We start from the raw sequence: 25,971 nt of genomic DNA, 5'->3' as shown, positions 1-25,971 counted from the left end.
GTGGTCGTTAGGGTAGTCCGCGTCAGCACGAAGAACCAAAAGAGCCCGAGCAAGCTGGTGATCTTCTGGGCATAAACGTCAGCCAAGCGCGGTTGCAGTACAAGCTCCTCGATCAGACACCGTAAGCTGTCCCAACTCTCGCTCTTCTCTGTCCGATCCCCAAGAGAACGGATAAGTGCCGTGACGCGTGCGCGATACATATCCGCCATCTTCGGGTGAAACCTCACGGGGGCCTCTTCGCTGGCGCGCGAGAGCCGCGGCCTCAACACGTTGGCTCTGTGCCATGTTCTTATCGATCTCTGCCTTCACAAACTCCGCAGGGACGCCGGTCTTGATCGAGGCGATCAGCGCCGCCTGTTCCTTTTGAAGACTGTGAAGCTCCCGCTTCAGGGCGGCTTTGCTGTGCTCCGACGTTGCCGCCAGACGGTTCCGTTCCGCCACATAAGCTTCACAAAACTGCTCAAGGGCTGCGGGTTTCATCAGATGCGTCGTCAGGGCACTCAGAACACGATCTTCAGGCTCTTCGCGTTTGATCGTGTCAGCAATGCTTGTCAGGGTGCCGAGCGCGCCAAAGGCCTCGCTCTTTGTCATGTTCTTGTTATTCTCGAAGACAGCCATACCCTGGGTCAGCAGCGCCATGATTTGCGCTTCGTCGATGGCTTTCTTGCGGAGGGCTTCGACGATGACGCCCTCTATGATCATCTGCTGAGCTGTGATCTGCCCCGCAATCACCTCGATGCTGCGCTCGAGATCCTTAATCTTGCTCATGAGTACTTTGACCCGTTCGGCTTGAAGGTCCAAGGCATCAGGCTTTTGATGTCGTCCTGCATATGTCCGTTCAATATCTTGTCCAGCACGTGTTCCAGATAGGCCTGCGGGTTGAGGCCGTTCAATTTGCAGGTACCGATCAGCGATGCCATGCGTGCCCATGTGACCGCTCCGTCGTCGTTTCCCGCAAAGAGTGCATTCTTCCTTGTCAGAGGGATCGGGCGGATTGCGTTCTCTACTGCATTTGTATCCATCTCGATGCAACCATCGTCAAGGAAGCGGGTCAGGCCCGCCCACCGTTTGAGGCCGTACCTGATGTGTCCGCCCAGATCCGAGCTTGAAGAGAGCAGGTCAAGTTGCCCTTCCAGCCAAAGACGCAGTGCAGCCACGATGGGCTTGGAAAGCTGTTGCCTGACGGCGCGCCGAACGTCCGGCGCTTTGCCGCGGATATCAGCCTCGATCCGATAAAGCTGCGCGATGCGATTGGTCATTTCCAGACAAATCGGGGAGTGTGTCGTGCGGCTATATTCGACGAACCGGCGTCGCCAAAGCGTCCAGCAATAGGCCATTGTCTAAGGAGCATTGGTTTTCTTCGGATCACTTAACGCATCGTATCCGGCGTAGCCATCAACGGTCAGCTGGCGCCCCTGGAAGTCACGGAAGATCTCTTGAGCGGTTTTGGCGCTCCGGCTTCTGGAATGCTGGAACACCACGATTGGCGGATCGCCTCCTCCCCAGCCGCGTTGATCGCGGACCACGGCCCAGAGATAATCCTTGCGTGTCTCGCCCGTGCGTGGGGCCAAGACCGGAACCGTGGTCTCGTCTGCGAAGAGATGGTCAATCGCTTTCAGATCATCGATCAAAGCGTCGATGAGTGGCGCGAGGGGGAATGCGACGCGGCCCGCCCAATTGGCCAGCATGGTGCGATCAATCTCGATCCCCTCCCGGCGCCAGATCTCGGCTTGTCGGTAAAAGGGAAGGTAGTCGCAGAATTTGGACACGACAGTATGGATGGCGAACCGGTTTGTCCCAAGACCGCGCGGCACAAGGAATTCCGGCGCCGGGGCTTGCGCGTGGGATGCGCCCTTGCACGCCCGGCACATGTATTTGGGACGCACGGTGACCAGTACCCTGAACCGGGCTGGCACGACATCGAGCCGTTCGGTGCGATCTTCCCCGACCCGAACCATCTCACCGCACCCACATGGGCAGGACGTGTTCGCGGGTTCGATCACCTCTTCGACACGTTCCAGATGCTCCGGCAGCCGCCCTTTGTTCCGGTTTGTAGAGGATGCCTGCCGAGGCGCCTTGCCAAGAGCTTTATCGGCGGCCTCTCCCGCGGCCGCCAACTGACCTTCCGCGACCTCGATATCTTCAGCAAAGAGATTGCGCTGATCGGGATCACCCTTTTCCGAGCTTGGGCCAAACCGCGCGTGTCGGGACTGGAGCAACAGCCGTTCCAGCCGTGCGTTGGCCTCGGCCAGAGCCGTATTGGCTGCCTCTGCGCGGGCCAATCGTTACTCGAGATCGGCAACATATGCGGGGCTGCTTGGGCTTGAGGCAGGCATGACCTTTTATACACCGCCATGCCCGCTTGCGCTTCAGAATTCGCCCCCATGAGGCACCCCCCCGCATGCTATCCAGCGCGTTTGGGTTGACGGCGCCGCTCGGGTCGAACCGCCCTCCAATCCAACCCTTCGAACAGGGCTGTGAACTGTGCAGGCGTCAGCCTGATGACACCGTCAGCGGGCCGAGGCCATTGGAATTGGCCCCCTTCCAAATGCTTATAAACAAGCACCAGACCCGTCTGATCCCAGACCAGAATCTTGATCCTGTCGCCGCGCTTCGATCTAAACACAAAGATCGCCCCGCTGTACGGATCACGTCCCAGTACCGTTTGGACCACCAGCGCCGAACCCGCATGCCCCTTTCGGAAGTCGACCGGTCGCGGTGCCAGATAGACCTGGTACGCCCCTCCAGGCAGGATCATGTGGGAGCCCGAATGGCAGACAAAACACGACCAAGATGGTCGGGGGCCAATCTTGCTGGCACCAAGACCCGAACGCCTTCGATTTCCAGTACAATACCATCGCTTTCGTTCCCACTGGCAACACGGGCGTCGCCGTCATGCCCTTCAACGACAACAGGCACCACCCAAGGATATCGTCATCCGGCATCGCAAGACCCCCTTCACGGGCAGCACGACGCCAAGAATGAAGCTGTGGCGCGGAGATACCGCGCTTGCGAGCAAAGTCCGCGAGCGAAACCCCATCACGGTAACTCTCAAGGGCCAGCTCCGCCTTCACATGTTCCGGCCACCGGCGCCGGCCAGTTGGACCCGTCACAACATCAATACGCCCGCCGTGTCCTTCTTCGGCACTGTGACAAGTTACGTAATTTTGTACCGTATCATCTATAAGAACCCGCCATATCTGGACGGCTCCTTCTCAAAGAAACAGAAAACAACATCTACGGGGGCGATGCCGCGGCGCTTACGCTATGGTCTGCAACAGGAGTTCATAACCCCATACTGCCCGCAGCAGAATGGCATGGTCGAAAGGGTCATCTGCACCTTCAAAGAACGATACACAACCGTCATCGCTTCGAGAGCATCCAGCACGCCACGCGCGTCATCGGCGACTGGATCAGCTTTTCTAATAACAGCCGCCGTCATCAGGCCCTTGCCACGCGCACGCCTGCCGAGGCATTCAGATTAACGGCTTAAACTGAGCAGAAAATGCTGGCTCACTACACCGACGCATTTGCCGGCCTTTGCTCGGCCTTCGAGGTCGCGATGGGTTTTGATCGCCAGGTCTTTGAGAAAGAGGGCATTTATGGTCCCTTAGAGGCCGATAGGGATAACCTTACGGTCCAAGCCATAAATAAAAGGCCGAGTTCCGAAATTGGAAAAGGGCCTTTCTCTTTGTTCCTGATCAGTCAGCAAGTGTCTAGAAATTGACCTCTACGCTACTGCCAACTGTAGCGCGCCCATCTCCGTCAACTGTCGCATCTGCGCGTAGGATGGTGCGGCGCAGCCTGCGGGTAATGCCAGCTGTGAACGAGCCCGTGCGGAAGGTTTCGCCTTGCTCCAGATCAAGGCGAGCATGATAGGCGAGGGGGCTATCGTCGTGAGATTGCTCAATCTCAATGTATCCGCCATACGTGCAGCCCAATGCCTCGCCCACGAGCGGTTCATAGCAAGCTACCCGTGGGGCTATGGCAAACTTGCCCAAGTCTTCCCAGACGCTCCATTCATGACGGATTTCGATAAAAGCACGGCCGCCGGAAATCTCGCTTAGGCTAAAGTCACCATACTGCGTGAGGTTGCCCAAGCCGGTTTTGACCTCGACCTCTGCCTCTGGCGAATAGGCGAACTCAAGCCCCCCACGTGGGGTGACAGTAACTTCTCCAAGGTCCAGATCACCAGACAAGGCGATCCCTGCAAAGCCGGCGAAGTAGGTGTAGTATCCGTCTGCATCAATTGTCCCGATTGAGCGGTCAAAGGCCAGATCGAACTCGTGGCGTCCGGCGGCTGCACCCAGATAGTAATCCAGATACAGGCCGTTTTGCAGTTGGTCCGCGCCATAAATGCCACCGTTCAGCCCGATGCCCGCAATCTCGCCGTCGGCAAGGCTGCTAATGTCGTTTTGGCTGCCATAAAGGCCAAAGAACCATCCGCGCAAGCTGGTTTCGTCGCGGAAGCGTTCGCGGCGGAAGGACAGGTTGAGCTGGCGTTGAGATTGACCGTCGTCACTTTCATAAAAGCTCAGGGCGCTTTCTACGATGGTCCACTCGTCGCGCACACAGTCATAGGTTTCACGATAGAGACCGCCATCCAGCTGCGCCTCGGTGTCGTTCGCATCCCCATCAATGCGGCGCTGAAGGGTGCCGCCATTGTGGCAAGTGCTGACCAGTGGCGCTTGGTCAATCAAGCGGAACTCCACGCGGCGGTTTTGGGCCTTACCCGCGTCCGTCGCATTCGATGTCGCAGGGCTGGTTTCCCCGTAGGCGCGCGCGACGAAGTCTTCGGTGTCGACACCGCGATCAGTCAAGGCGCCCAAGACAGCATTGACGCGACGTTGGCTCAGTCCGACGTTATAGGCCATCGACGCATCGCTGTCCGTATGCCCCGCAATTTCAAAGGCAACGCCTTTGCAGGTTCCCAAGATCGTCGCGATCTCATCCAGTGTTTGACTGCTTTCCGGCTTGATGATGGCGCGATCAGTGTCGAACAGGATTTTTTCGGCCTCTAGGTTCACAGCCTGTTGGCAGGCCGTCGCCGTGCGTGACTTCAGACGCTGCAATCCGTCCGACGCGTATCCTTGCATGCGGGCCGCTTGCTGCGTGATCGCTGCAGCGCGGTCCTCGTTCAGAACCTTGGTCAGATCTTCTTTGATCAGCGCCAAGAGGTCGGGATCTGTGATGCGGACCTGCGCGGTTGCGCTGTCGCAGTTGGTCGGGTTCAGGATCTCGCAAATCTCGTAGGTCAGGGCATAAGTGCCTGCCGCGATACCTGCTGGGATCGTCAGAGCGCCATCCGTCGCCAGCGTAGCGCCCGTCATGCCGCCGTCGTCAGTCAGTGCGATCGTGGTAAGAGAGCCGTCGGCCGGAACGACGTTTCCGTCGATAGTGTCGTTCGTCAGGACAGGGCCTGCGGACCCCGCCACGACACTAGACCCGGCAGAGCCTGTGAAATCATCGTCCACAGCGTCGATCACAGCCGGATTGATGCGGATCGTGACCTGAGCATTGTCACAATTGGTCGGGTTAAGAACCTCGCAGATTTCATAGGTGTATGTGTATGTCCCGGCAGAAGTGCCAGGCGCCACAATGACGTCTCCGCTTGCTGCATCAAAGGTGATGCTGCCCTGCGCTGGGACCGTATCCAACCCGATTGGGGTGGTGCCGTCTTGAGAGGAGCCGCTGTTGAACACGGTCACATCGGTTGCGATCGCAGGCCCTGCCGTGCCGTCGAGGATATCGTTAGACAGTACATAAGGGATCGTCGCGCCGTCGGATCCGCTGATGGCAGCAGGTGCGTCGTCAACGGCGTCGATGGTTGCGGCATCTACAGTCACCGTGACCACGGCGGTGTCACAGTTGGCAGGGTTGAGGATCTCGCAGATCTCGTAGGTATAGAGGTACGTGCCCGCGGTTGTGCCGGGGGCGACGGTGATCTCGCCGGTGGCGGGGTCAAGGGAGATGCTGCCCGCTGCGGGGGTCACATCGAGGCCGAGGGCGGTGGTGCCATCCTGCGCGGTGCCGGTGACAGCGAGGGTGACGTCGGTGCCAATCGCGGGATCGGCCACGCCGCCAAGGGTGTCATTGGCCACCACATTGGGGATTGTGGCCCCCAGCGCGCCATTCACGGCGGCGGGGGTGTCGTCCATGGCCACGGTGGCCTGCGGATCGGTGACGATGGTGACCACGGCGGTGTCACAGTTGGCAGGGTTGAGGATCTCGCAGATCTCGTAGGTATAGAGGTACGTGCCCGCGGTGGTGCCGGGGGCGACGGTGATCTCGCCGGTGGCGGGGTCAAGGGAGATGCTGCCCGCTGCGGGGGTCACGTCGAGGCCGAGCGCTGTGGTGCCATCCTGCGCGGTACCGGTGACAGCGAGGGTGACGTCAGTCCCGATCGCGGGATCGGCCACGCCGCCAAGGGTGTCATTGGCCACCACATTGGGGATTGTGGCCCCCAGCGCGCCATTCACGGCGGCGGGCGTGTCGTCCATGGCGTCGACCACCGGCGGAATATCCTGAATCGTGAAGGTAGCCGTCGCAACTGGCGTCCCGATGCAGCTTGCGTCCGCGACCAGAGCGGCGGTCCCCAAATTTCCGATACCAAAAATGATTGTCTCATCGCTTTCGCTCATTGCATCGGTCAAAAGTGTGAAATCGATGGCGAAAGGCGTGTCGGAGTAGGTGCCCGCTGGGACAGAAATGCTGTTGGTGTAGGTGAAGTCGTCACCTTCGGTCGCGGTGCCGCCAACAATGGTAATCGGAACCGTCAGGCCCCCGCTCGGGACCTCGCCCGTGACCAAGATGGACGGACCGCTCGGAGAAGCTGTCGTCTCAGACGCGCTCCAGGTTCCGGTGTTGTATTGAACGTATGGTATGAAGGTCAGCGAAACGTTGTCCAGCAGGTTCCCCTCCAGAGAGAAACCGCTTCCGACTGCAGGGGACGTGCTGCGGAATTGAAAATCGACGATACCTGACGGGCCAGTGTAGGTGGTGGTCCCAGATACCTCGACCCATCCGTTGGTGGCTGTGTTGCTGTCAATGACCATGCCGCCGACCAACATCTCCACTGTCTCGGGCAGCCCTCCGGCCGTTGCTGAGGATTTGTGCCAGAAGCTATAGCCAACTGTTTCGCCGGTCTGAATGCAGATGGGCTGCGTAACACCCGCGGGTTCAGAAGAATTCAGTTCGATATAGTGGCTGCCATCTTGGGCATCTCGGCCGTTCTTGCGGGAAAATTCGATCACTTCACCAGAGTAGCCGCAGCCTGTGGCGTTGAAGCTGGCTTCTGTCTCCCAGCCGGGAATGTCGCCAGCGGCAACGTATGCGCCCCATGTGCCTGATGTGACCACCCGAGGTGAGGCGGTACAGCTGACTGGATATAGATCCGACCCGTTCAAAGCGGGTGCGTTCTCTTCGAAGCTGCCATTCTCGAGGACCCGCTGTGCGAGCACTGATGTGGCTGCAAAAAGCAAAATCTGAAGACTAATGAAAAATGAAAAAATAAAACGAAACATAAGCGCACCCGGGCTGTGTCACTAAGAATTGATGACTCATCCAAGAGTTGTATATAAAAACGTACTAGATGCTAGTAACAATACTCATACCTTGTTGGTTGCATTGCCGAGATTATGCCGTTGAGGTTTTGCAAGGGAAGCCCCGCATTCCTGTACGATCTTGATTATCATATTGAATACAAAGTATATCAGTATGATATTAGTATCTTGCGTGACTTGTAAGAGTTGCAGTCACGGTTGCCGATTGACGGCAAGTTTGGCTGAAGTTTAGAAATATCGAAATGGTATATATACACGCATAGAGTGTGTTCATCCGGACCTGCTAATGGTCGTTTTGCAGCATCTAATCGATGCAGAAATGAAAAAGGGCGCCCCAGTGGGACGCCCAATTCGTGATTAATTTTTTTACGCCGCTTTGCGGTTCCGAGGGCGGCGACGCTTCTTTGCGGGGGAACCTTCGGAGCTTTTGGGCTTCTGACTGTTGGATCGCCCGCGATTGCGACCACCGCCGGGTTTGCCAGCCGGTTTTGCATCGCGGCTAGGGCGCGTGCCGCTGGCGACGGGTAGTTCGATCTTCATTAGCTTCTCGATCTGACGCAGCAGATCGGTTTCCTCGGGCGAGCAAAAGGCGATCGCTTCGCCGTCGCGGCCTGCGCGGGCGGTCCGACCGATCCGGTGGACGTAGTTGTCAGGCACCTCTGGGAGGTCGAAGTTAATCACATACGCCACTCCTGGAATGTCGATACCACGCGCGGCGACGTCGGTTGCGACCAGAATGGTGATTTCGCCTTCGCGGAAGGCTTTGATCGCGCGGTCGCGCTGGCCTTGGCTCTTGTTGCCGTGGATAGAGGCCGCATTGTAGCCGTCAGCCACAAGTCCCTTCATCAATTTCTCGGCGCCATGCTTGGTGCGCGAGAAGACAAGTGTCAGCGCGTCCAGATCCTTTGACAGGATCTCGCGCAGCATCTTCGGTTTTTCCGGCTTGCTCAGGAAGTGGATTGACTGCGTGATCTTGTCTGCAGCCTTACCGGGGCGCGCGACCTGAACCTTTTGCGGGTTGGTCAGATAGGCGTCGGACAATTCTTCGATCTGCTTGGGCATGGTGGCCGAAAACAGCATGGTCTGGCGCGGGGTGCCAAGGGCAGGCGCGATCTTGCGCAGTGCGTGGATAAAGCCAAGGTCCAGCATCTGGTCCGCCTCGTCCAACACCAGATGGCGCACAGTGCCCAGATCAATCGCCCCGCGATCCATCAGGTCGATCAGGCGGCCGGGAGTGGCGACCAGAATGTCGGTGCCACGAGACAGCGCATTGATCTGACGGTTGATCGACTGACCACCCACAACAGTCACAACACGGATGCGGCTGCCATCGGTCAGGACGCGCAGGTTGTCGGCGATCTGGTTCACCAGTTCGCGGGTCGGGGCGAGGATCAGTGCCTTAGAGGTTTTGGGCAGGGGTTTGCCGGGCTGTGACAGAAGCGTGTCGATCAGGGGCAGGCCGAAGGCCATGGTTTTGCCGGTGCCGGTTTGCGCCAAACCCATGATGTCATGGCCCTCGAGAGCAAGCGGGATCGCTTTTTCCTGAATGGGCGTGGGGGTGGTGAAGTTTGCGCCAGCAAGCGCGTCAAGGAGCTTGGTCGACAGGCCAAGCGCGGTAAAATCGGTCAAAAGACGTCCTTTGCAGCCGGTCGCGTTCATGACGAGGGCCGGCATATCAGGGCAGGGCCCGCCTTTTGCGAGCCTGCGAGGGTCTGGTCGGCCTCTGGATGGGCAGGCGAGTCCTGCTTGTCCGGCCGGTGCATCAGGAACCCTGCGTGATGGGGAACTTAGAAAGTGTGTACGCTGATGCGTCCTTGGTCAGGTCGCGGCTTGCTCACGCGGCAGCGCAGCGTACGGGGTAGATGGGTTGAAACCCGCTCTACGTCAAGGGCGAGGTCGACGCCCGAAAGAGGGCCAAGAGGCCCAGAGGCGCAGAACAGTCGCAACCGCTCTGCGCCGAAACCGACAATTAGGCCAGTTCGAGGTTGGTCGCCGACTGGCGACCGTCGCGGCCTGCTTCGATCTCGAAGGAAACAGCCTGACCGTCGTTCAGCTGGGTGATACCCGCGCGCTCGACTGCCGAAATGTGAACGAAAATGTCACGGCCGCCATCTTCGGGTGCGATGAAGCCGTAGCCTTTGGTCTGGTTGAACCACTTCACGGTACCTTTGGTCATCGTGAGTTCTCCTGTTTTTCTGCCATCCGCACAACGCGATAGCTTGGCTCAGAGTCGTCGTAGGAACTACTGAGGCCGATAGGAAACAGAAGGTCGTAGAAGATGCTTAGCGCGTGTGACATACTCGGGATCACTGCAAAATTCAAGTGACCATCCTGCAGGTGCACTGCATAGCAGCAAATACCTCAGGGCATGGGGCGTTTGCATCACAGTCTTGTGCTCGTGCTTGTTTCCGGAGTTTAAGGCGGTAGTTTGAACTTCAGAAATTAGGCCGTGGGGCCCGACCGCAATCCCCACAGGTTTTTGTGACATAAGGTGAGATATATGGTCCTCAAGACTTGGCGTTTCGCGCCGCTCCTATTCGTAGCGCTTGGCGCCTGTGCGACTGCCCCAAAAACGACCGAAGAGGGTTACATCACCGAATTGCCCGAAGAGGTGGTAGCGCTGGCGGCGCCCTACCAGAACCTGAACGCTGTGCGTCTGGATCCGGCGGATGGATGCTACTGGTATCTACATCGCAATCCGGTCGAGGACACGTTCCTGCCGCTACGAACTGCAGGAGGGAACCCGATCTGCACGCGCCTTGCCACAGAGGCGGAGATCGCAGCGGCAAATACGAGCGAAACCCAGTAAATGTAAAAGGCGTCAGGATGATCCTGACGCCTTTTTCTTTAGCTCGTGGCTGTGACGCGGTCTTCGGCCTCGTAGAGGTACGCAGTAGATCCTGTCTCTACATGTTCATACAAGTCGATGATGTGGGCCATGATCATCCGGACGCAGCCAGAGCTGGCGCGACCACCAACCGACGACGGATGCGGCGTGCCGTGGATTCGCAGGTAGGTGTCACGGTTTCCTTCGAACAGGTACAGCGCACGGGATCCCAGTGGGTTGTTGGGGCCGCCGGGCATCCCGTCTTCGTGCTGTTTATAAATCTCTGGGTCACGTTCGATCATCGCGGGCGTTGGTGTCCAGCCCGGCCACTTGGTCTTGCGACGGATCGTATAGGTGCCTGCCTCGTACAGGTTGCCTCTGGCGATCGCTACGCCGTAGCGCATCGCAGTGCCGTCATCGCGTACGTGGTACAGGTAGCGGGCTACAGCATCCACGTGGATGTCACCCGGGGTTAGGCCAGCCTTGGCTTCGACCCGCACAGGCAGGAAACGTGGCTGAAGGCCCCAAGGGTTCGAGGTTGCAGGATCATAATTGGGTGGGGTCACGAGGGCATCCCACTCGTCCCAGCGGCTCTGGTCGCTGATATAGGCCGCAAAGGCAGGGCTTGCGATCGGCGCGGAAAAGAGCGCGGCTGCAGTCTGAATGAAATGGCGTCTGGTCAACATGTGGCAGCTCTCCTTAGTTCGCTTTCACTAACGCCCTTGTGGATGGGGCAGTGTCAACCAATGGAACGCTGAACACGCCAGAAAGATGCAATAAAATTGCCGTGTGTTGGCGATTGCGCCGCGCGATGTTGATCTTTGGCATCAATTTACGGCTCAAACCTGAACAGCAATCGCGGGATCACTCCGATATTTCCGCAGCAAGCCAAGGCCCACCAAGGCGATCGCAATCAGCACTAGGGAAAAGAAAAAGAACGCCATCTTCAGTCCCCACAGATCGCTGACATACCCGACCATCACTGTGGGAATCGAGTTCGACAGATATCCTGCAACATAAAAGCGCGCGATGTATTTTTCTCGGGTGTCCGGCGTCGCGGATTTGTTGGCCAATCCCAAGGATCCGACGAAAGCTGCCCCATAGCAAAAGCCGCAGATCGGCATAAGAGCCAGCATCACGTAGCCAAGACCGCCGGGTTCGGCCAAAATCAAGGCAATCTGCGCAAGGATCATCCCGAGAAGTCCGACGAAGACCGCCTTTTCTACCGGAAAGCGCCCCCAGACGAATTGCCCCAATCCCGCAAAGAGCTGAAAGATCGCAGGCACCAGCCCTGCCAGCGCCACTGAGGGCAAGCCATAGACGCTGATTCCCAAATCGGTTCCTAACGCCATCAAAATAGAGCCAAGCATCCACGCGACACAGATCACAAGGCAGGCCAGAATGAACATCGGCAGATGAACGCCTGTCTCGGGCTCATTTGCTGTGATTGTGGGGGCGGGCTTCTTAGTCTTGCGCGGCCAATGGCTGACCGTCAGACCTGTCGCAGCGAGTGCTGAAAGCAATACGATAACAATAAAAGGTGACACCGTTGGCGCGAAGTTCAACGATAATGCGATCGAGCTTAGGATCGGTCCGCCCGCAGCGCCCCCAGTAAATGAAAGCGTGGCGAGGACGGCTGCCGTGCGCCGCTGCTCTGCAGGATATATGGAAAACAGAGCGGCAGAGGCCATGCCTGTGATCGCCCCCGTGCCAAATCCGTTCAGAAACCGTCCAATCAGCAACAAGGATAGGCTGTCCGCCATCGCAAAGAGCGCAGCCCCCAGTGCGGTCAGGATGAGCCCGGGAATGATCACCTTGCGCAGATCCTCTAGTTGCCCGCCGATCTTGCCTGACACGAACAGCGCGAGCAGGGCACCAGCAGCGTAAATCGAGAAAATTGCCGTACCCACCACCTTATCCAGATCCAAGGTCTCAAGATAATAGGGATAAAGCGGGCTGGGGGCTGTACTTCCCAGAAGCGCAGCAAAGATAGCCAAAGCGCAGCAGGCCCGAGCCAAGCGCGTCTGGTTGAAATTCTGGGTCATTGTGGCTTTCACAAATTTACAGGCGGTTCGGGGCAGCGTTGTGGCCACTGATCCCGCGCGGTCAACCTAGGAGACCAGAAAAGGCTGTATTCGCCGAGTCAATTAACAGTGAGGTTATCCGCTAGCGGATAGATGGTGTGCGCTGAGCGACCGGAATTTGCAAAGCATTCAAGTTTTACCCGATGGCCGCGCGGGTTCTTCGGCTTCTTGCTTTCAGTGAACTGATTCATCCTCAGGCCGTTCTTCCAAGGGTTGCGCGCAAGTTTGGGCGCTAACAGTTTCTGAATTTCCGGCAGATTGATCGCAGGTAGCAGGAACTCGCCAATGGAGCCCTACAGGATTGTCGCACCTGTAACCGCGCATCCAAATCATAACGCTATGAAAAAATTAAAGAATGTACGTCAGATGCCGTTGCGATCAAAAGTATATATAGAAAAGGATGGATATCGCTCTAAGCGGGTTTTGGTAGGTCTATGCCATACTTTGTAAGGTAGTAGGGCCGTGGCACAAACTGAACTGGCGAGCACGCATCGGGCAATCCCTCTGAAGAAATGGCTCTGGAACTCATACATTAGCGCGGCGCTTATCCCGCTCTTGCTCATCGAGCTGACCTTCCTTGGCATCTACTGGGGTACCGGCGAATTCGTCTATAAACGTGGGGCCGAGGCTGTGACAGAACTGTCCCAAGCCGCGCTGTCGGACGCCGCTACCCGCGAAGCGCAGACGATTTCCCGTCGTCTGGCTACTGTCGAGGCGCTGACCAAGGTTTATGCTGACGCAACCGGCGATGCCCTGCAGCAGCCCGCTGATGTTACGCAAGCAGAAATGGATCGCCACGCCTACAGCCCTGACGGTGTTTTTTACACGACACAGGACAATGGCGGCGCTGCCGTTTTTTATAGTGGGATCGTTCCCATCGAAGAAGCAGAGCAGGACAAGGTTTGGCGCACTGTCCGGCTCGACCCTTTGATGAAATCGATTGTCGGTGCAGACCCACTAATTGCGCAGGCTTACCTGAACACACACGACAGTCTGAACCGGATTTATCCCTATTTCGACGTACTCGATATCTTCCCGCCAAAGATGGATATCCCCAGCTACAATTTCTATTACGAAGCAGACGAGGTTCATAACCCCAAGGGCGAGGTGGTCTGGACCGATGCATATATCGATCCCGCTGGGGCGGGGTGGATGGTCTCGTCGATTGCGCCGGTGATGGGCCCAGAAAAACTGGAGGCCGTGGTCGGCATCGACATCACCATCAAGACAATCGTCGATCAGGTGCTCGACATCTCTTTGGCGGGCGAAGGCTATGCGATGCTGGTGGGCCGTGACGGCACCATTCTGGCTCTTCCTCCCCAAGGAGAGAGAGACCTCGGGATCGAGGAGTTGCTGGACCACAGCTATGATCAGGCCATTCTCGACGACACCTTCAAACCATCCGAATTCAATATTTTCCGCCGCACGGATTTGGCGGAACTGGCGCTCGCGATGCAGGACGCCGATAGCGGGATCGTGGATTTGGAATTCGATCACCCCGTCATGGCGTCGTGGTCGACCGTTGACGGGCCAGGCTGGAAGCTGATCGCAATCGCGAACTCGGACGTGCTGCTGACGCCTTCGAACAAGCTAAGAGAGACGCTCGGCCTCGTCAGTGGGATCATGCTGGTGGCGCTGATCCTGTTCTACTCGGTCTATTTCGCCGTACTCTGGAAGCGTGCGTCCAAGATGAGTGCGTCAGTGGCGCAGCCCTTGGCTGAGCTGGAGTCTGATATGGCAGACATCTCCCAAGGGGGCAGACTGTCCCAGCAACGGGTGCACTCCGTGGCTGAACTGCAGAATGTGAACAAACACCTGGTCTCGATGAGCGGGAAACTCGCTGCGGCCAGCCGGGCCAAATCAGCCTTCCTATCGGCGATGTCCCACGAGCTGCGCACGCCGCTCAACGCGATTCTCGGCTATACGCAAATCTTGCAGATGGCCGAAGGGCAAAAGATCGACGCCAGCAAAATGGCCGACCTGGATCAGATTGCGCGCTCTTCGACGGAGTTGCTGACCATGGTAGAAGGCGTCATGGACCTGAGCCGGATCGAGCAGGGCGACCTTTCGACCAGTTTCGAGGCCGTGGACACCGTGCCCTTGGTTCGTCAGGCGTATAACGGATTGCGGTCTATGGCGCTGGAAAAGGGCGTGACCTTTGACATCGACGCACAGGCTGGCATGGACACCACGGCCATGACTGACAGCGGCGCGCTGTCGCGTATTCTCTCTCAGCTAATCTCGAACGCGATCAAATACAACAAGGCTGGGGGCAAAGTGACCGTGCGCTTGCGGGATGGGGACGGGGATACTCTGCGCATTGATGTGGAAGACACAGGTGCGGGTATCGCGGAGGATCGACAGAAAGACATCTTTACCCCGTTCGAGCGTTTGGGTCGCGAAAACAGCGACATTTCCGGAGTGGGTGTCGGGTTGTCTCTGACGCGGCGTTTGGTCGAGGTCATCGGCGGCGATCTGAGCCTGAAGAGTACAGTGGGCGAGGGCTCCACATTCTCTGTTCGCCTGCCCAGACCTTGACCGGGCATCTGTAGGACAATGCAGGCCCGTTCGGACGATCCGAGCGGGCTTTTTTGTTCACGACCCTTTTACCTGTGCATTTCAGTCGAATTTATCCCATAAAAACACTGGATGGTGGCGCTAACTTAATTTCAGCTACACATGTTGTGAATTATTCTTAAAATACGTCCACTCGCAGCCCTGCTACACCCCCGCGACAAGCTGCAAAGCGTTGTGGGAGGACAGCATGACAGTAGATGACCGCGCACCTGCGCGTTCCAACGTTTCGTTGGCGCGACGGGCTTGGAACATCCGGCGCAAAGCCCTGCAAATGGGTGAAGTGCAAGGCCAAGGTTACATCGGACAGGCTTTGGGAATCGCCGATGTCTTGGCAGCCTCTTACTTTCACGCAATGGACTACCGCGCAGACGAGCCCGAATGGGAAGGCCGCGACCGTTTCCTGCTGTCGATTGGCCACTATGCCATCGCTCTTTACGCCGTGCTGATGGAAGCCGGTATCCTGCCCGAAGAAGAGCTCGAAACCTACGGAATGGATGACAGCCGGATGCCCATGTCGGGCATGGCGTCCTACACTCCGGGCATGGAAATCACCGGCGGTTCGCTGGGTCATGGCTTGGGCATCGCAGTTGGGATGGCGATGGGTCTCAAGCGCAAGAAGAACCCCGCGTTCATCTATAACCTGATGTCGGACGGCGAACTTGGCGAGGGCTCCACGTGGGAGGCTGCCATGTCTGGCGCCCACCACAAACTCGACAACCTGATCTGTCTCGTGGACTTCAACGACCAGCAGGCCGACGGAAAATCGACAGAAATGCTGTGCTCGGAGCCTTTGGGCGACAAGTGGGAATCCTTCGGCTGGTTCACCCAGCGCGTGGACGGCAACGATCTGGACGCTGTGGTTGCGGCCATGGATGCGGCCCGCAATAGCGACCACAACGGTCCCCGCGTGATCATTTTCGACACCACCATGTGCAAGGGCGTCCCGTTCCTCGAGCAGCGCGAGATCACCCACTTTGTCCGCGTGGATGCGGATGAATGGGGCAAGGCTCTGGACGTTCTCGAAGAAGGAAAGCCCGCATGACCATGGCATCGATGGCGCGCAAGTACGAAGCGCGCAAAGTCACCCCCAAAGAGGAACGTCAGGCGACCAGCGCGATGATCGCTTCGCTGGCCGCCGAAGGGTACGACACCGTGTCGGCCCCCTTCGGTCAGGCTCTGGTTGAGGCAGCCAAGGCAGACGAGCGTATCGTCGGCCTGACGGCGGACCTTGGCAAATACACCGACCTCCACATCTTGGGCAACGAGATGCCCGACCGGTTCTACCAGATGGGCATGGCGGAGCAGATCCTAATGTCCGCCGCCGCCGGTATGGCCCGCGAAGGGTTCATTCCCTTTGCCACCACCTATGCTGTATTCGCCTCGCGCCGTGCTTATGACTTTATTGCCATGGCCATCGCCGAGGAAAACCTGCCGGTGAAAATCTGCTGTGCGCTGCCCGGCCTGACCACTGGCTACGGCCCCAGCCACCAAGCGACCGAGGATCTGGCGATCTTCCGCGGGTTGCCCAACATGACCATCATCGACCCCTGCTGCGCCGATGACATCATGGGCATGGTCCCCGCGATGATCGCACACGACGGCCCCGTCTATTCGCGCCTGCTGCGCGGCAAGGTGCCCTCGGTGCTGACCCGCCACAAGCCGGACTACAAGTTCGAACTGGGCAAGGCGCAGATGATCCGCGAGGGCAAGGATGCGCTGGTGATCTCGACCGGTTTCATGACCATGCGCGCGCTGGATGCGGCCGAACAGCTGGCCAAGGACAACGTCGATGTGGCCGTGCTGCACTGCCCGACCATCAAGCCGCTGGACGTCGAGACCATCGTCGCCGAGGCGTCCAAAGGGGGCCGTCTGGTCATCACCGCCGAGAACCACACCAAGGTTGGGGGTCTGGGAGAGGCTGTCGCCGGTGCCCTGCTGACCAACGGTGTTGCGCCCAAGTTCCGCATGATCGGCTTGCCGGACGAGTTCCTCGAGGCGGGCGCACTGCCGACCCTGCACGACATGTACGGCCTTTCGGTTCCGAAGGTCGTCGAACAGATCAAGGGGTGGCTCTGAGGGCCCCCCGCGAAAACAAGAACCACTAACACACTACTTCGGAGGAGAGGCTCATGGGCCTACTGGAAGGTAAATTCGCAATCGTCACCGGCGCAGCTTCGGCACGTGGCCTTGGTAAAGCGACCGCAAAACTGTTCGCCGAGCACGGCGCAACCGTCGCGATCCTGGACTTGGACGAAGACGCAGCCAAAGCAGCAGCAGCCGACATCGGCGAGCAGCACGTCGGTCTGGCGTGTAACGTCATCGACAAAGACGCGTGCCAAGCTGCCGTTGATGCACTGACCGCCAAGTGGGGTCGTATCGACATTCTGGTGAACAACGCAGGCATCACCCAGCCGCTAAAGTCGCTGCAGATCGAGCCCGGCAACTACGATGCCGTCATGGACGTGAACCTGCGTGGCACTCTGTACATGTCGCAGGTTTGCATGCCGATTATGCAACAGCAGAAATCCGGTAGCGTCGTTAACCTGTCGTCCGTATCCGCTCAGCGCGGCGGCGGCATCTTTGGCGGCCCGCACTACTCGGCAGCAAAAGCAGGCATTCTGGGCCTAACCAAGGCGATGGCGCGTGAATTCGCACCCGACCAGATCCGCTTCAATGCGATCTGCCCCGGCTTTATCGCGACCGACATTACGGGTGGTAAACTCACCCCTGAGATGAAAGAGATGATCCTCGAAGGCATCCCCATGGGCCGCGCTGGCGAGGCATCGGATGTAGCAGGCTGCGCACTGTTTCTGGCGTCGGATCTGTCGGCATATTGCACCGGCACCGAGGTTGATGTTAACGGCGGCTCGCTCATCCACTAAACCCCTCCGCAGCGCGTCCGGAGGAGTTCGCGCTGCGGTCTTCACTGTAAGTTAGTAACGAGGAGAGACTAATGAAATCCGTTGTTTACGCTGTACTCGCCGCAACCACTATGGTCGCAGGCACCGCAAACGCAGCAGAAGTTATTTTCGCTCATGGCGCGAACCCCGGGAACCCCCGCTACGTCGCTGCCGAGAAGTGGGCAGAAGTATATGCAGAGTGCTCTGGCGACACCGTGAACCACGCGCCGTCGGCCACTCTGGGCAACGACGTCGAGATGCTGACCTCTGCAGCCGCAGGTGTCATTCAGGTTTCGGCCAACAGCCAAGGCGCCATGAGCCAGATCGTCCCCGAGATCGGTCTGCTGGGTCTGCCCTTCCTGTTCAACGACCTGCCGAGCGCATGGGAAGTTCTGGACGGCGAAGTTGGCGCAATGCTCGATGAGCGCGCGCAAAACTCGGGTCTGAAGATCCTGGGCTTCTGGGATAACGGCATCCGTAACGTTACCCACGTTTCCAAGAATGTCTCGTCGCCCGAAGACCTGAAAGGCATGAAGATCCGCACTCCCCCGGATCAGATGACTGTCGACATCTTCGAAGCTCTGGGTGCGGCGCCCGCACCGCTGGCATGGTCGGAACTGCCGACCGCTCTGCAGTCCGGCGTGTTTGACGGTCAGGAAAACCCGCTGACCAACATCTACTCGGCCAAGCTGCACGAGATCACCCCCTATGTGACCATGACCGGCCACAAGTACGAGTCGACCCCCGTGGTCGCAGGTCTTGCTTGGTGGGCAACCCTGGACGCGGACAAGCAGGAATGCGCGCTGAAGGCGACTGCCGAAGCGGGCGAACTGCAGCGCAACCTGAGCCAGGAAGGCGACACCTCGCTACCTCCGAAAATGGAAGCAGAAGGCGCAACCTTTGCTGATGCAGACAAAGAGGCCTACAAAGCCGCAACCGCATCCGTCTACGAAAAGTACGCAGAGACCTACCCCGAGTTGGTCAAAGCGCTGCAAGAGGCGACGGCCCAGTAATGGGTAAAGGTTTCGGCGTGAGCCCGAACAATGGGGAGGGGGCGCAAACGCGTCCCCTTCACCGGTATGTCACGCAGATCATCCGTCTGATCGCGCTCTCGGGAAAGCTTATCGCGGTCGGCACCATTGTGTTTATGTTTGTGGCGCTGCTGGCCAACGTGGTCCTGCGGTATGCCTTTGGGTCCGGCATTTCTTGGGCCTATGAAATCCATGCGCTGCTGCTCCCTTGGTTGGTGGCATCGGGGCTGGTGATTGCCGCATCGCGCGGTACAAACATCGCGATCACCATTTTGCCCGATTTCATGCCCTTAGACTTGCGGCGCGGTCTTCTGGTGATGATCGAAGTCGCGATCATCGTGATTTCTGTCACAGTTCTACAGTCCAGCCAGCCAATCCTGATTGCGTCCAAGTTCCAGACTTTGTCGACGCTGGGGATCAAGCAGTACTGGGGCTACCTGAGCCTTGTTTACGCATTCGCAGGTATGGGCCTGATCTCGGTGCTCGAGATTCTGCGCCTGCTGAGTGGTGCGTCCGTGGCGACCAGCGACGTCGAACGTCGCAGTTTGAGTTAAGAGGGGGAAGCCATGACCGGACCTATGATCTGGGTATTCTTTATCCTGCTAGCGTTTGCGGTGCCGATCGGGCACGCGATGCTGGGGGGCGTTGCAGCCGCCCTATGGCTGGATGGCAAGCCGATGGCGGTGATTGCGCAGCGCCTGTACACGCCGACGCAGAGCTTTCCGATGCTCGCGATCCCGTTCTTTATTCTGGCGGGCAACCTGATGATGTCGGGCCGGTTCGGGCAGTACCTCGTGAACATTGCGCGCCTGTTCGTGGGGAACATGAAGGGCGGTTTGGGCCAAGTCTCGATCATCGGCTCTGTGATGTTCGGCGGCGTGTCGGGTTCGGCTGTGGCGGACGCTTCGGCATTGGGGAACGCGCTGATCCCGGTGCAAAAGAAACAGGGCTACCCGTCGGGCTTTGCGGCTGCGGTGAACTCGGCATCCTCGACTGTGTCGGTGCTGATCCCGCCATCGATCCCGCTGATCCTGTTCGGCCTTGTGTCGAATGTGTCGATCGTGGACCTGTTCGTTGCGGGCGTGCTGCCGGGTGTTCTGTTGGGGGTGGGCATGTTCACCACCGTCTGGTGGACCGCGCGCAAGCAAGACCTGCCACGCTCGCCGCTCGAAGGGGGCTTCCGCGCCTTCAAAGGGCAGCTTTTTGCTGCGATCCCAGCGCTGATCATGCCCATCTTCGTCATCGGCACCCTGCGTTTCGGCATTGCGACCCCGACCGAAGTGTCGGTGATGGCCGTGGCCTACGCACTGCTGGTATCGGGTGGCATCTACCGTGATCTCGGCCCCAAAGAGATTTGGGACGCACTTGTCGATACGGCCGCCATGACCGGTGCGGTCATGTTGATCATCATGGCGTCTTCGATCCTCCAGTGGGTGATGACCGCAGAGCGCATCCCCCAGGAACTGGCATCTTGGGTCGCCGCGACCTTTGCGGACCCTTGGATGGTCATTCTGATGCTGAACCTCGTGATGCTGGTAGTGGGTGCCTTCCTTGACCTGCCCGCAGCTGTGCTGCTGCTGGGACCGCTGTTCGTGACGATTGGTCAGTCGATTGGTCTGGATCTGGTGCAGCTGGGTCTGATGATGGTCGTGAACCTTGCTGTTGGCCTGTATACGCCGCCGGTGGGAACGACGCTGTTTATCTCTATGGGGATTGCGGATTCAAAGTTGGGGCCGACAGTCAAATCGCTACTGCCGTTTTATGCGGTGGCGCTGATTGTGTTGCTGCTCATATCTTATGTGCCTGCCCTGACGATTTACTGATTGCAGCTATCCGAGACGTAGCGAACGCGGGTCCTGTGGGGCCCGCGTTTTCGTTTGTGTGACGTAGCGTGACTTCGCCCGACCGCTGGACAGGAGGGCAGGTGGCGGATCACTCTGGCGCGGACCGGCACGGAGGAGCGTGCCGCGGACGAAACAGGGGAGAGTTTCATGTCCAGCAAAGATCCGATCGTCATTGTCGGTGCATCTCGAACAGCGATGGGCGGTTTCCAAGGCGCGCTCGAAGGGGCCTCTGGGGCTGAACTGGGGGCCAGCGCGATCAAAGGTGCTTTGACCGGTGCAGGCCTGAGCGCGGATGCAGTGGAAGAGGTGATTATGGGCTGCGTCTTGCCTGCGGGGCAGGGGCAGGCTCCGGCCCGTCAGGCGGCTTTGGGCGCGGGGCTGCCTTTGTCTGCTGGGGCAACGACCGTCAACAAAATGTGCGGATCAGGTATGAAGGCGGCGATGCTTGCACATGACCTCATCCTCGCGGGCAGCGCGGATGTCATGATCGCGGGCGGGATGGAGAGCATGTCGAACGCCCCCTACCTGCTGCCCAAAGCGCGCGGCGGCTACCGGATGGGGCACGGTCAGGTGATTGACCACATGTTTCTGGACGGCCTGGAAGACGCCTACGACAAAGGCCGCCTGATGGGCACCTTTGCCGAGGACTGTGCCGAGGCCTATCAGTTCACCCGAGAGGCACAGGATGCCTATGCTATTGCGTCTTTGGACCGCGCGAATGCCGCGATCAAAGAAGGCAAGTTCACGTCAGAGATTACGCCGATCACTGTACGTCAGGGACGGGCAGAGGTTGAGGTCGATACCGATGAGCAGCCCGGCAACGCACGCCCTGATAAGATACGCGGCCTGCGCCCTGCCTTCCGCAAAGACGGGACGGTCACGGCGGCAAATGCGTCTTCTATCAGCGATGGCGCTGCGGCGATGGTCCTGATGAGGATGTCCGAAGCAGAGCGGCGCGGTTTGACGCCCCGTGCGATCATCCACGGGCACAGCACCCATGCCCATGAGCCGAACCTGTTCCCGACGGCCCCGATTGGGGCCATGCGCAAGCTGTCAGAGAAGACGGGCTGGGACCTGAAGGATATTGACTTGTTCGAGGTCAACGAAGCCTTTGCCGTCGTCGCGATGGCGGCGATGCGGGACCTCGATCTGCCCCATGACAAGGTAAATCTTCATGGCGGCGCTTGTGCCTTGGGCCATCCCATCGGGGCCTCTGGTGCACGGGTCATGGTCACACTGCTGAGCGCGCTGGAAACGTATGACCTGAAACGCGGGATGGCGTCCCTCTGCATCGGCGGCGGGGAGGCGACAGCTATCGCCATCGAACGTGTCAATTAGGTCCGCATAAGAATGTTGTGAGCTTTCAGTCTTTGGAGTTTTCGGCAACGGGCGCTAAGTATCCGCATGGGAAACGATTCCCGTGAATTATCGGCGATCCTTGGCTTGTCGGGTCTGGGGTCTTTCCATATATGCCGATGTCCTGTGCGGATGCGCTAACCGGAAGGCAGAGACATGCTCCAGACGCCCTATTACCTGATCGACAAATCGCGCCTGTTGCCGAACATGGAAAAGATCGCGTGGCTGCGCGAGCATTCTGGGGCCAAGGCTTTGTTGGCGCTGAAATGCTTTGCCACTTGGTCCGTGTTCGACATGATGAGCGAGTACATGGACGGCACGACCTCTAGCTCGCTTTACGAAGTGAAGCTCGGGCGCGAGAAGTTTCCGGGCGAAACCCATGCCTATTCCGTGGCGTGGGCCGATCACGAGATCGACGAAGTCTTGGCAAGTTCGGACAAGGTCATCTTCAACACCGTCGGGCAACTGAACCGTTTCGAGGAAGTTAGCCGCAACCACACGCGCGGTCTTCGTGTGAACCCGGGTGTATCGACCAGCGGTTTCGATCTGGCGGACCCGTCGCGCCCCTTTAGCCGCCTTGGCGAGCATGATCCTGCGAATATCGAACCCGTGGTCGACCTGATCAGCGGCTTCATGTTCCACAACAACTGCGAGAACGCGGATTTCGAGCGCTTTGATGCGATGCTGAACGGCATTGAGCAGCGCTTTGGCTACCTGATCCGCCAGATGAAATGGATCAGCCTCGGCGGCGGCATCCACTTCACGGGCGAAGGCTATCCGCTGGACAAACTGGCTGAGCGTCTGAAACGCTTTAGCGACCAGAATGAAGTGCAGGTCTACCTAGAGCCCGGCGAGGCCGCGATTACCAAATCCACCACGCTCGAGGTCACCGTTCTGGACACTCTGTTCAACGGCAAAAACCTTGCCATTGTGGACAGCAGCATCGAAGCGCATATGCTGGACCTGTTGATCTACCGCGAGAGCGCTCGGATGGAGCAATCCGGTGATCAGGAATGGATGGTCTGCGGCAAGTCCTGTCTGGCCGGTGACATCTTTGGCGAATTCAAATTCCCCGAGCCGCTAAAGGCAGGGGACCGCATCAGCATTCAGGATGCGGCTGGCTATACGATGGTCAAAAAGAACTGGTTCAATGGCGTGAAGATGCCCGCTATTGCCATCCGCGAATTGGACGGAACCGAGCGTCTGGTTCGAGACTTTGACTATCAGGATTTCGCGGCAGCATTGTCGTGATCGCGTCGTCTTCGGGCGATAGAACTTTTCCCTAAACACAGAGACAAGGGGGTTCGATACGTTGAAACAGAACGTACTCATCATCGGCGCTGGTGGCGTCGCTCAGGTCGTGGCGCATAAATGCGCGCAGAACAACGATGTGCTTGGTGATATCCATATCGCAAGCCGGACGCTTTCCAAATGCGAGGCGATCCTTGAGTCGGTCCGTGAGAAGGGCGCGATGAAGCAAGAGGGCGTTCTGGAAGCCCATCAGGTTGACGCGATGGACAGCGCGGCTGTTGCAGCGCTGATCAACAAGACCGGCGCGCAGATTGTGATCAACGTCGGCTCGGCCTTTGTGAACATGACCGTCATGGATGCCTGCATCGAAACCGGTGCGGCCTATATCGACACCGCTATTCACGAAGACCCGACCAAAATTTGCGAGACCCCGCCGTGGTACGCCAACTATGAGTGGAAAAAGCGCGACCTGTGCGCCGAGAAGGGCGTGACCGCCATTCTGGGTGCGGGCTTTGACCCAGGTGTTGTGAACGCGTTTGCGCGCTTTGCGATCGACGAATACATGGACGAAGTGAAGTCCATCGACATCGTGGACATCAACGCGGGCTCGCACGGCAAGTACTTTGCCACCAACTTCGACCCCGAGATCAACTTCCGCGAATTCACTGGCGTCGTCTACTACTGGGAAGACCAGCAGTGGAAAGAGAAGAAGATGTTCGAAACCGGCCATGACTGGGAGCTGCCGGTCGTTGGAACCAGCCGCGCATACCAGTCCGGCCACGACGAAGTGCACTCGCTTGCGACCAACTACCCGCAGGCAGATGTGCGTTTCTGGATGGGCTTTGGTGATCACTACATCAACGTATTCACCGTCCTGCAGAACCTTGGCCTGCTATCTGAACAGCCTGTTAAGACCGCTGAAGGACAGGAAGTCGTTCCGCTGAAAGTGGTGAAGGCCGTGCTGCCTGATCCGTCGAGCCTCGCGCCGAATTATACCGGCAAAACCTGCATCGGCGACCTGGTCAAGGGCACCAAAGACGGTCAGGACGTCGAGGTGTTCGTTTACAACGTGGCCGACCACAAGGACGCCTACAACGAGGTTGGCTCGCAAGGCATCAGCTATACCGCCGGTGTACCGCCCGTGGCTGCTGCGATGCTGGTTGCGACCGGCGAGTGGGACGCCAAGACCATGAAAAATGTCGAAGAGCTGGACCCCAAGCCTTTCTTCACCATCCTCGATAACATCGGTCTGCCGACCCGTGTGCAGGTCGGTGGCTTGGGCGGCGAGGATAAAGCCTGGAACGAATAATCTGTCTGATTGACAGATGCAGGGCGGGGGTTTCCCCGCCCTTTTTCGTTTGCGTGCCTATAACCTGATTTCTGTCGCGTGCCTGCCGGAATGCCGCTAATGAAGCGGGCATGGAATCTGAAAACACCTTCGACATCTTCTTGGTTGCCCCGCCGGGGCTGGAAAGCGTCATCGCCGCCGAGGCCCGCGAGCGCGGCTTCTCAGGCGTGACCCAGCAGGCGGGCGGTGTCACCGTTCGCGGCGACTGGCCCGAGGTCTGGCGCGCCAATCTGCAACTGCGGACTCCAGTGCGGGTCTTGGCCCGTTTTGCCAGTTTTCGCGCGATGCACTTGGCGCAGCTGGACAAGCGCAGTCGCAAGATCGACTGGGCCGCACTGCTGCCGCAGGGTGTATCCGTCAAGGTCGAGGCCACCTGCCGTAAATCCAAGATTTACCACGACCGCGCCGCAGCCGACCGTGTGAAGACCGCGCTGAAAGACAGTGTCAGTGCAGTCATTGATCCCGAGGCCGAGTTGGTGATCAAGCTCCGGATCGAGGATGACCTCTGCACATTTAGCATCGATACCAGCGGTGAGAGTCTGCACAAACGCGGCCACAAGGAGCGTGTGAACAAGGCGCCGATGCGCGAAAACCTTGCCGCCGCTTTCCTGCGGCAGATGGGGTATGACGGGTCGCAAGCGGTACTGGATCCGATGTGTGGGTCCGGCACCTTTGTGATCGAGGCGGCGGAAATGGCGATGGGTCTCTATCCCGGCCGCACCCGTAGTTTTGCTTTCCAGACGCTGAGGAATTTTGATGCAGCCGCGTTTGACGCGGTGAAGGCCGGTGTGCAGCCCCAAAAGGTCGCCGCTCAGTTCTACGGGTCGGACCGCGATACCGGCGCTATTCACATGAGCACCGTGAACGCAGAAAAGGCGGGCGTCGCTACCTTGACGGAATTCCGCCACGCAGCGGTCAGCGACTTACAGCGCCCCGATTGCGCACCCGGCATTGTCATCGTGAACCCGCCCTATGGTGGTCGCATTGGCAATAAAAAACAGCTTTTTGCGTTGTACGGCGCCTTGGGTAAAACCCTGTTAGAGCGTTTCAAAGGCTGGCGTGTTGGCATCATCACTACAGATGGTGGTCTGGCCAAAGCGACCGGTTTGCCGTTCCTGCCCACGACGCCGCCCGTACCCCACGGCGGCATGCGGATCACACTGCATCAGACAGACCCGCTGTCCTAGAATC

Annotated in this window: 21 protein-coding genes and 1 pseudogene; 13 read left to right on the top strand and 9 right to left on the bottom strand. The window is 58.6% G+C overall.

The genetic code is table 11. From position 1 onward, the window contains the following. Positions 1 to 78 precede the first annotated feature (78 nt). The 4 genes and pseudogenes from N4A58_RS02430 to N4A58_RS02420 form a co-directional block, all read right to left on the bottom strand. On the bottom strand, positions 79 to 768 hold the full coding sequence (locus tag N4A58_RS02430) for a hypothetical protein (protein WP_293707461.1): 690 nt from the start codon (positions 766 to 768) through the stop codon (positions 79 to 81). Then, positions 765 to 2,282, bottom strand: a pseudogene (locus N4A58_RS02425) (IS66 family transposase). Before N4A58_RS02425 ends, N4A58_RS02430 begins: the two are co-directional and overlap by 4 nt. Positions 2,283 to 2,404: 122 nt before the next feature. Next, positions 2,405 to 2,758 (bottom strand): IS66 family insertion sequence element accessory protein TnpB, encoded by a 354-nt coding sequence (gene tnpB / locus N4A58_RS20900; RefSeq protein WP_367176580.1) that lies wholly within the window; start codon positions 2,756 to 2,758, stop codon positions 2,405 to 2,407. After that, a complete protein-coding gene (locus N4A58_RS02420) occupies positions 2,649 to 3,074 on the bottom strand; it encodes a transposase (RefSeq protein ID WP_293707460.1) in 426 nt (141 codons plus the stop codon). The genes tnpB and N4A58_RS02420 overlap by 110 nt, the downstream gene beginning before the upstream one ends. Positions 3,075 to 3,196: 122 nt before the next feature. Between N4A58_RS02420 and N4A58_RS20895 the strand changes: the two genes are divergently transcribed. Beyond that, complete coding sequence (locus N4A58_RS20895; RefSeq protein WP_367176583.1) at positions 3,197 to 3,493, top strand: integrase core domain-containing protein; 297 nt, start codon at positions 3,197 to 3,199, stop codon at positions 3,491 to 3,493. Positions 3,494 to 3,716: 223 nt separating this feature from the next. Here the strand turns inward: N4A58_RS20895 and N4A58_RS02415 are convergent, their stop codons facing one another. The 3 genes from N4A58_RS02415 to N4A58_RS02405 form a co-directional block, all read right to left on the bottom strand. Further along, positions 3,717 to 7,460 carry an OmpA family protein gene (locus N4A58_RS02415; protein ID WP_293707459.1) on the bottom strand — a complete coding sequence of 1,248 codons (3,744 nt, stop codon included), beginning with the start codon at positions 7,458 to 7,460 and terminating at the stop codon, positions 3,717 to 3,719. A 468-nt stretch (positions 7,461 to 7,928) separates the two neighbouring features. Continuing rightward, a complete protein-coding gene (locus N4A58_RS02410) occupies positions 7,929 to 9,191 on the bottom strand; it encodes a DEAD/DEAH box helicase (protein WP_293707458.1) in 1,263 nt (420 codons plus the stop codon). A gap of 340 nt (positions 9,192 to 9,531) precedes the next feature. Beyond that, positions 9,532 to 9,738 (bottom strand): cold-shock protein, encoded by a 207-nt coding sequence (locus tag N4A58_RS02405; protein WP_072707507.1) that lies wholly within the window; start codon positions 9,736 to 9,738, stop codon positions 9,532 to 9,534. A 324-nt stretch (positions 9,739 to 10,062) separates the two neighbouring features. Between N4A58_RS02405 and N4A58_RS02400 the strand changes: the two genes are divergently transcribed. Continuing rightward, a complete protein-coding gene (locus tag N4A58_RS02400) occupies positions 10,063 to 10,371 on the top strand; it encodes a hypothetical protein (RefSeq protein ID WP_293707457.1) in 309 nt (102 codons plus the stop codon). 38 nt (positions 10,372 to 10,409) lie between these two features. On the opposite strand, the gene N4A58_RS02395 is transcribed toward N4A58_RS02400, so the two are convergent. Continuing rightward, on the bottom strand, positions 10,410 to 11,075 hold the full coding sequence (locus N4A58_RS02395; protein ID WP_072707503.1) for a L,D-transpeptidase: 666 nt from the start codon (positions 11,073 to 11,075) through the stop codon (positions 10,410 to 10,412). 153 nt (positions 11,076 to 11,228) lie between these two features. Beyond that, the gene (locus N4A58_RS02390) at positions 11,229 to 12,434 is read right to left on the bottom strand and encodes a sugar MFS transporter (protein WP_293707456.1); all 1,206 of its coding nucleotides are present in this window, start codon (positions 12,432 to 12,434) and stop codon (positions 11,229 to 11,231) included. Between the two features lie 501 nt (positions 12,435 to 12,935). Here N4A58_RS02390 and N4A58_RS02385 point away from each other — a divergent pair. From N4A58_RS02385 to N4A58_RS02335, 11 genes are all read left to right on the top strand, one after another. Beyond that, positions 12,936 to 15,011 (top strand): sensor histidine kinase, encoded by a 2,076-nt coding sequence (locus N4A58_RS02385; protein WP_293707454.1) that lies wholly within the window; start codon positions 12,936 to 12,938, stop codon positions 15,009 to 15,011. Between the two features lie 226 nt (positions 15,012 to 15,237). Beyond that, positions 15,238 to 16,092 (top strand): transketolase, encoded by an 855-nt coding sequence (locus N4A58_RS02380; RefSeq protein ID WP_293707452.1) that lies wholly within the window; start codon positions 15,238 to 15,240, stop codon positions 16,090 to 16,092. Then, positions 16,089 to 17,126: a transketolase C-terminal domain-containing protein gene (locus N4A58_RS02375; RefSeq protein WP_293707451.1), complete on the top strand. Its 1,038-nt coding sequence runs from the start codon at positions 16,089 to 16,091 to the stop codon at positions 17,124 to 17,126. Before N4A58_RS02380 ends, N4A58_RS02375 begins: the two co-directional genes overlap by 4 nt. Positions 17,127 to 17,179: 53 nt before the next feature. Then, a complete protein-coding gene (locus N4A58_RS02370) occupies positions 17,180 to 17,932 on the top strand; it encodes an SDR family NAD(P)-dependent oxidoreductase (protein WP_293707450.1) in 753 nt (250 codons plus the stop codon). Between the two features lie 71 nt (positions 17,933 to 18,003). Then, positions 18,004 to 18,963: a TRAP transporter substrate-binding protein gene (locus tag N4A58_RS02365; protein WP_293707449.1), complete on the top strand. Its 960-nt coding sequence runs from the start codon at positions 18,004 to 18,006 to the stop codon at positions 18,961 to 18,963. Beyond that, positions 18,963 to 19,535: a TRAP transporter small permease gene (locus N4A58_RS02360; protein ID WP_293707448.1), complete on the top strand. Its 573-nt coding sequence runs from the start codon at positions 18,963 to 18,965 to the stop codon at positions 19,533 to 19,535. Before N4A58_RS02365 ends, N4A58_RS02360 begins: the two co-directional genes overlap by 1 nt. Before the next feature lie 12 nt (positions 19,536 to 19,547). Then, entirely contained in the window at positions 19,548 to 20,804 is a 1,257-nt protein-coding gene (locus N4A58_RS02355; RefSeq protein ID WP_293707447.1) for a TRAP transporter large permease subunit, read from the top strand. Between the two features lie 168 nt (positions 20,805 to 20,972). Next, complete coding sequence (locus tag N4A58_RS02350) at positions 20,973 to 22,163, top strand: acetyl-CoA C-acyltransferase (RefSeq protein WP_293707446.1); 1,191 nt, start codon at positions 20,973 to 20,975, stop codon at positions 22,161 to 22,163. Between the two features lie 174 nt (positions 22,164 to 22,337). After that, positions 22,338 to 23,432 (top strand): carboxynorspermidine decarboxylase, encoded by a 1,095-nt coding sequence (locus N4A58_RS02345; RefSeq protein ID WP_293707444.1) that lies wholly within the window; start codon positions 22,338 to 22,340, stop codon positions 23,430 to 23,432. 61 nt (positions 23,433 to 23,493) lie between these two features. Continuing rightward, on the top strand, positions 23,494 to 24,741 hold the full coding sequence (locus N4A58_RS02340) for a saccharopine dehydrogenase family protein (protein WP_072707482.1): 1,248 nt from the start codon (positions 23,494 to 23,496) through the stop codon (positions 24,739 to 24,741). Positions 24,742 to 24,851: 110 nt separating this feature from the next. Beyond that, a complete protein-coding gene (locus tag N4A58_RS02335; protein ID WP_293707442.1) occupies positions 24,852 to 25,967 on the top strand; it encodes a class I SAM-dependent RNA methyltransferase in 1,116 nt (371 codons plus the stop codon). Positions 25,968 to 25,971 lie beyond the last annotated feature (4 nt).

The sequence above is a fragment of the Donghicola sp. genome (assembly GCF_025210255.1).
Taxonomy (GTDB): domain Bacteria; phylum Pseudomonadota; class Alphaproteobacteria; order Rhodobacterales; family Rhodobacteraceae; genus Donghicola; species Donghicola eburneus.
Note: the sequence above shows the minus strand (reverse complement) of the source record. Positions and strands in the feature narration are given on the sequence as shown.

Bases quoted from the DNA above. Each gene is read 5' to 3' on its own strand.
- N4A58_RS02335 (WP_293707442.1), top strand. From the start codon at position 24,852: ATGGAATCTGAAAACACCTTCGACATCTTCTTGGTTGCCCCGCCGGGG.
- N4A58_RS02345 (WP_293707444.1), top strand. From the start codon at position 22,338: ATGCTCCAGACGCCCTATTACCTGATCGACAAATCGCGCCTGTTGCCG.
- N4A58_RS02390 (WP_293707456.1), bottom strand. From the start codon at position 12,434: ATGACCCAGAATTTCAACCAGACGCGCTTGGCTCGGGCCTGCTGCGCT.
- N4A58_RS02400 (WP_293707457.1), top strand. From the start codon at position 10,063: ATGGTCCTCAAGACTTGGCGTTTCGCGCCGCTCCTATTCGTAGCGCTT.
- N4A58_RS02375 (WP_293707451.1), top strand. From the start codon at position 16,089: ATGACCATGGCATCGATGGCGCGCAAGTACGAAGCGCGCAAAGTCACC.
- N4A58_RS02370 (WP_293707450.1), top strand. From the start codon at position 17,180: ATGGGCCTACTGGAAGGTAAATTCGCAATCGTCACCGGCGCAGCTTCG.
- N4A58_RS02395 (WP_072707503.1), bottom strand. From the start codon at position 11,075: ATGTTGACCAGACGCCATTTCATTCAGACTGCAGCCGCGCTCTTTTCC.
- N4A58_RS02405 (WP_072707507.1), bottom strand. From the start codon at position 9,738: ATGACCAAAGGTACCGTGAAGTGGTTCAACCAGACCAAAGGCTACGGC.
- N4A58_RS02365 (WP_293707449.1), top strand. From the start codon at position 18,004: ATGAAATCCGTTGTTTACGCTGTACTCGCCGCAACCACTATGGTCGCA.
- N4A58_RS02430 (WP_293707461.1), bottom strand. From the start codon at position 768: ATGAGCAAGATTAAGGATCTCGAGCGCAGCATCGAGGTGATTGCGGGG.
- N4A58_RS02355 (WP_293707447.1), top strand. From the start codon at position 19,548: ATGACCGGACCTATGATCTGGGTATTCTTTATCCTGCTAGCGTTTGCG.
- tnpB (WP_367176580.1), bottom strand. From the start codon at position 2,758: ATGATCCTGCCTGGAGGGGCGTACCAGGTCTATCTGGCACCGCGACCG.
- N4A58_RS02360 (WP_293707448.1), top strand. From the start codon at position 18,963: ATGGGTAAAGGTTTCGGCGTGAGCCCGAACAATGGGGAGGGGGCGCAA.
- N4A58_RS02350 (WP_293707446.1), top strand. From the start codon at position 20,973: ATGTCCAGCAAAGATCCGATCGTCATTGTCGGTGCATCTCGAACAGCG.
- N4A58_RS02380 (WP_293707452.1), top strand. From the start codon at position 15,238: ATGACAGTAGATGACCGCGCACCTGCGCGTTCCAACGTTTCGTTGGCG.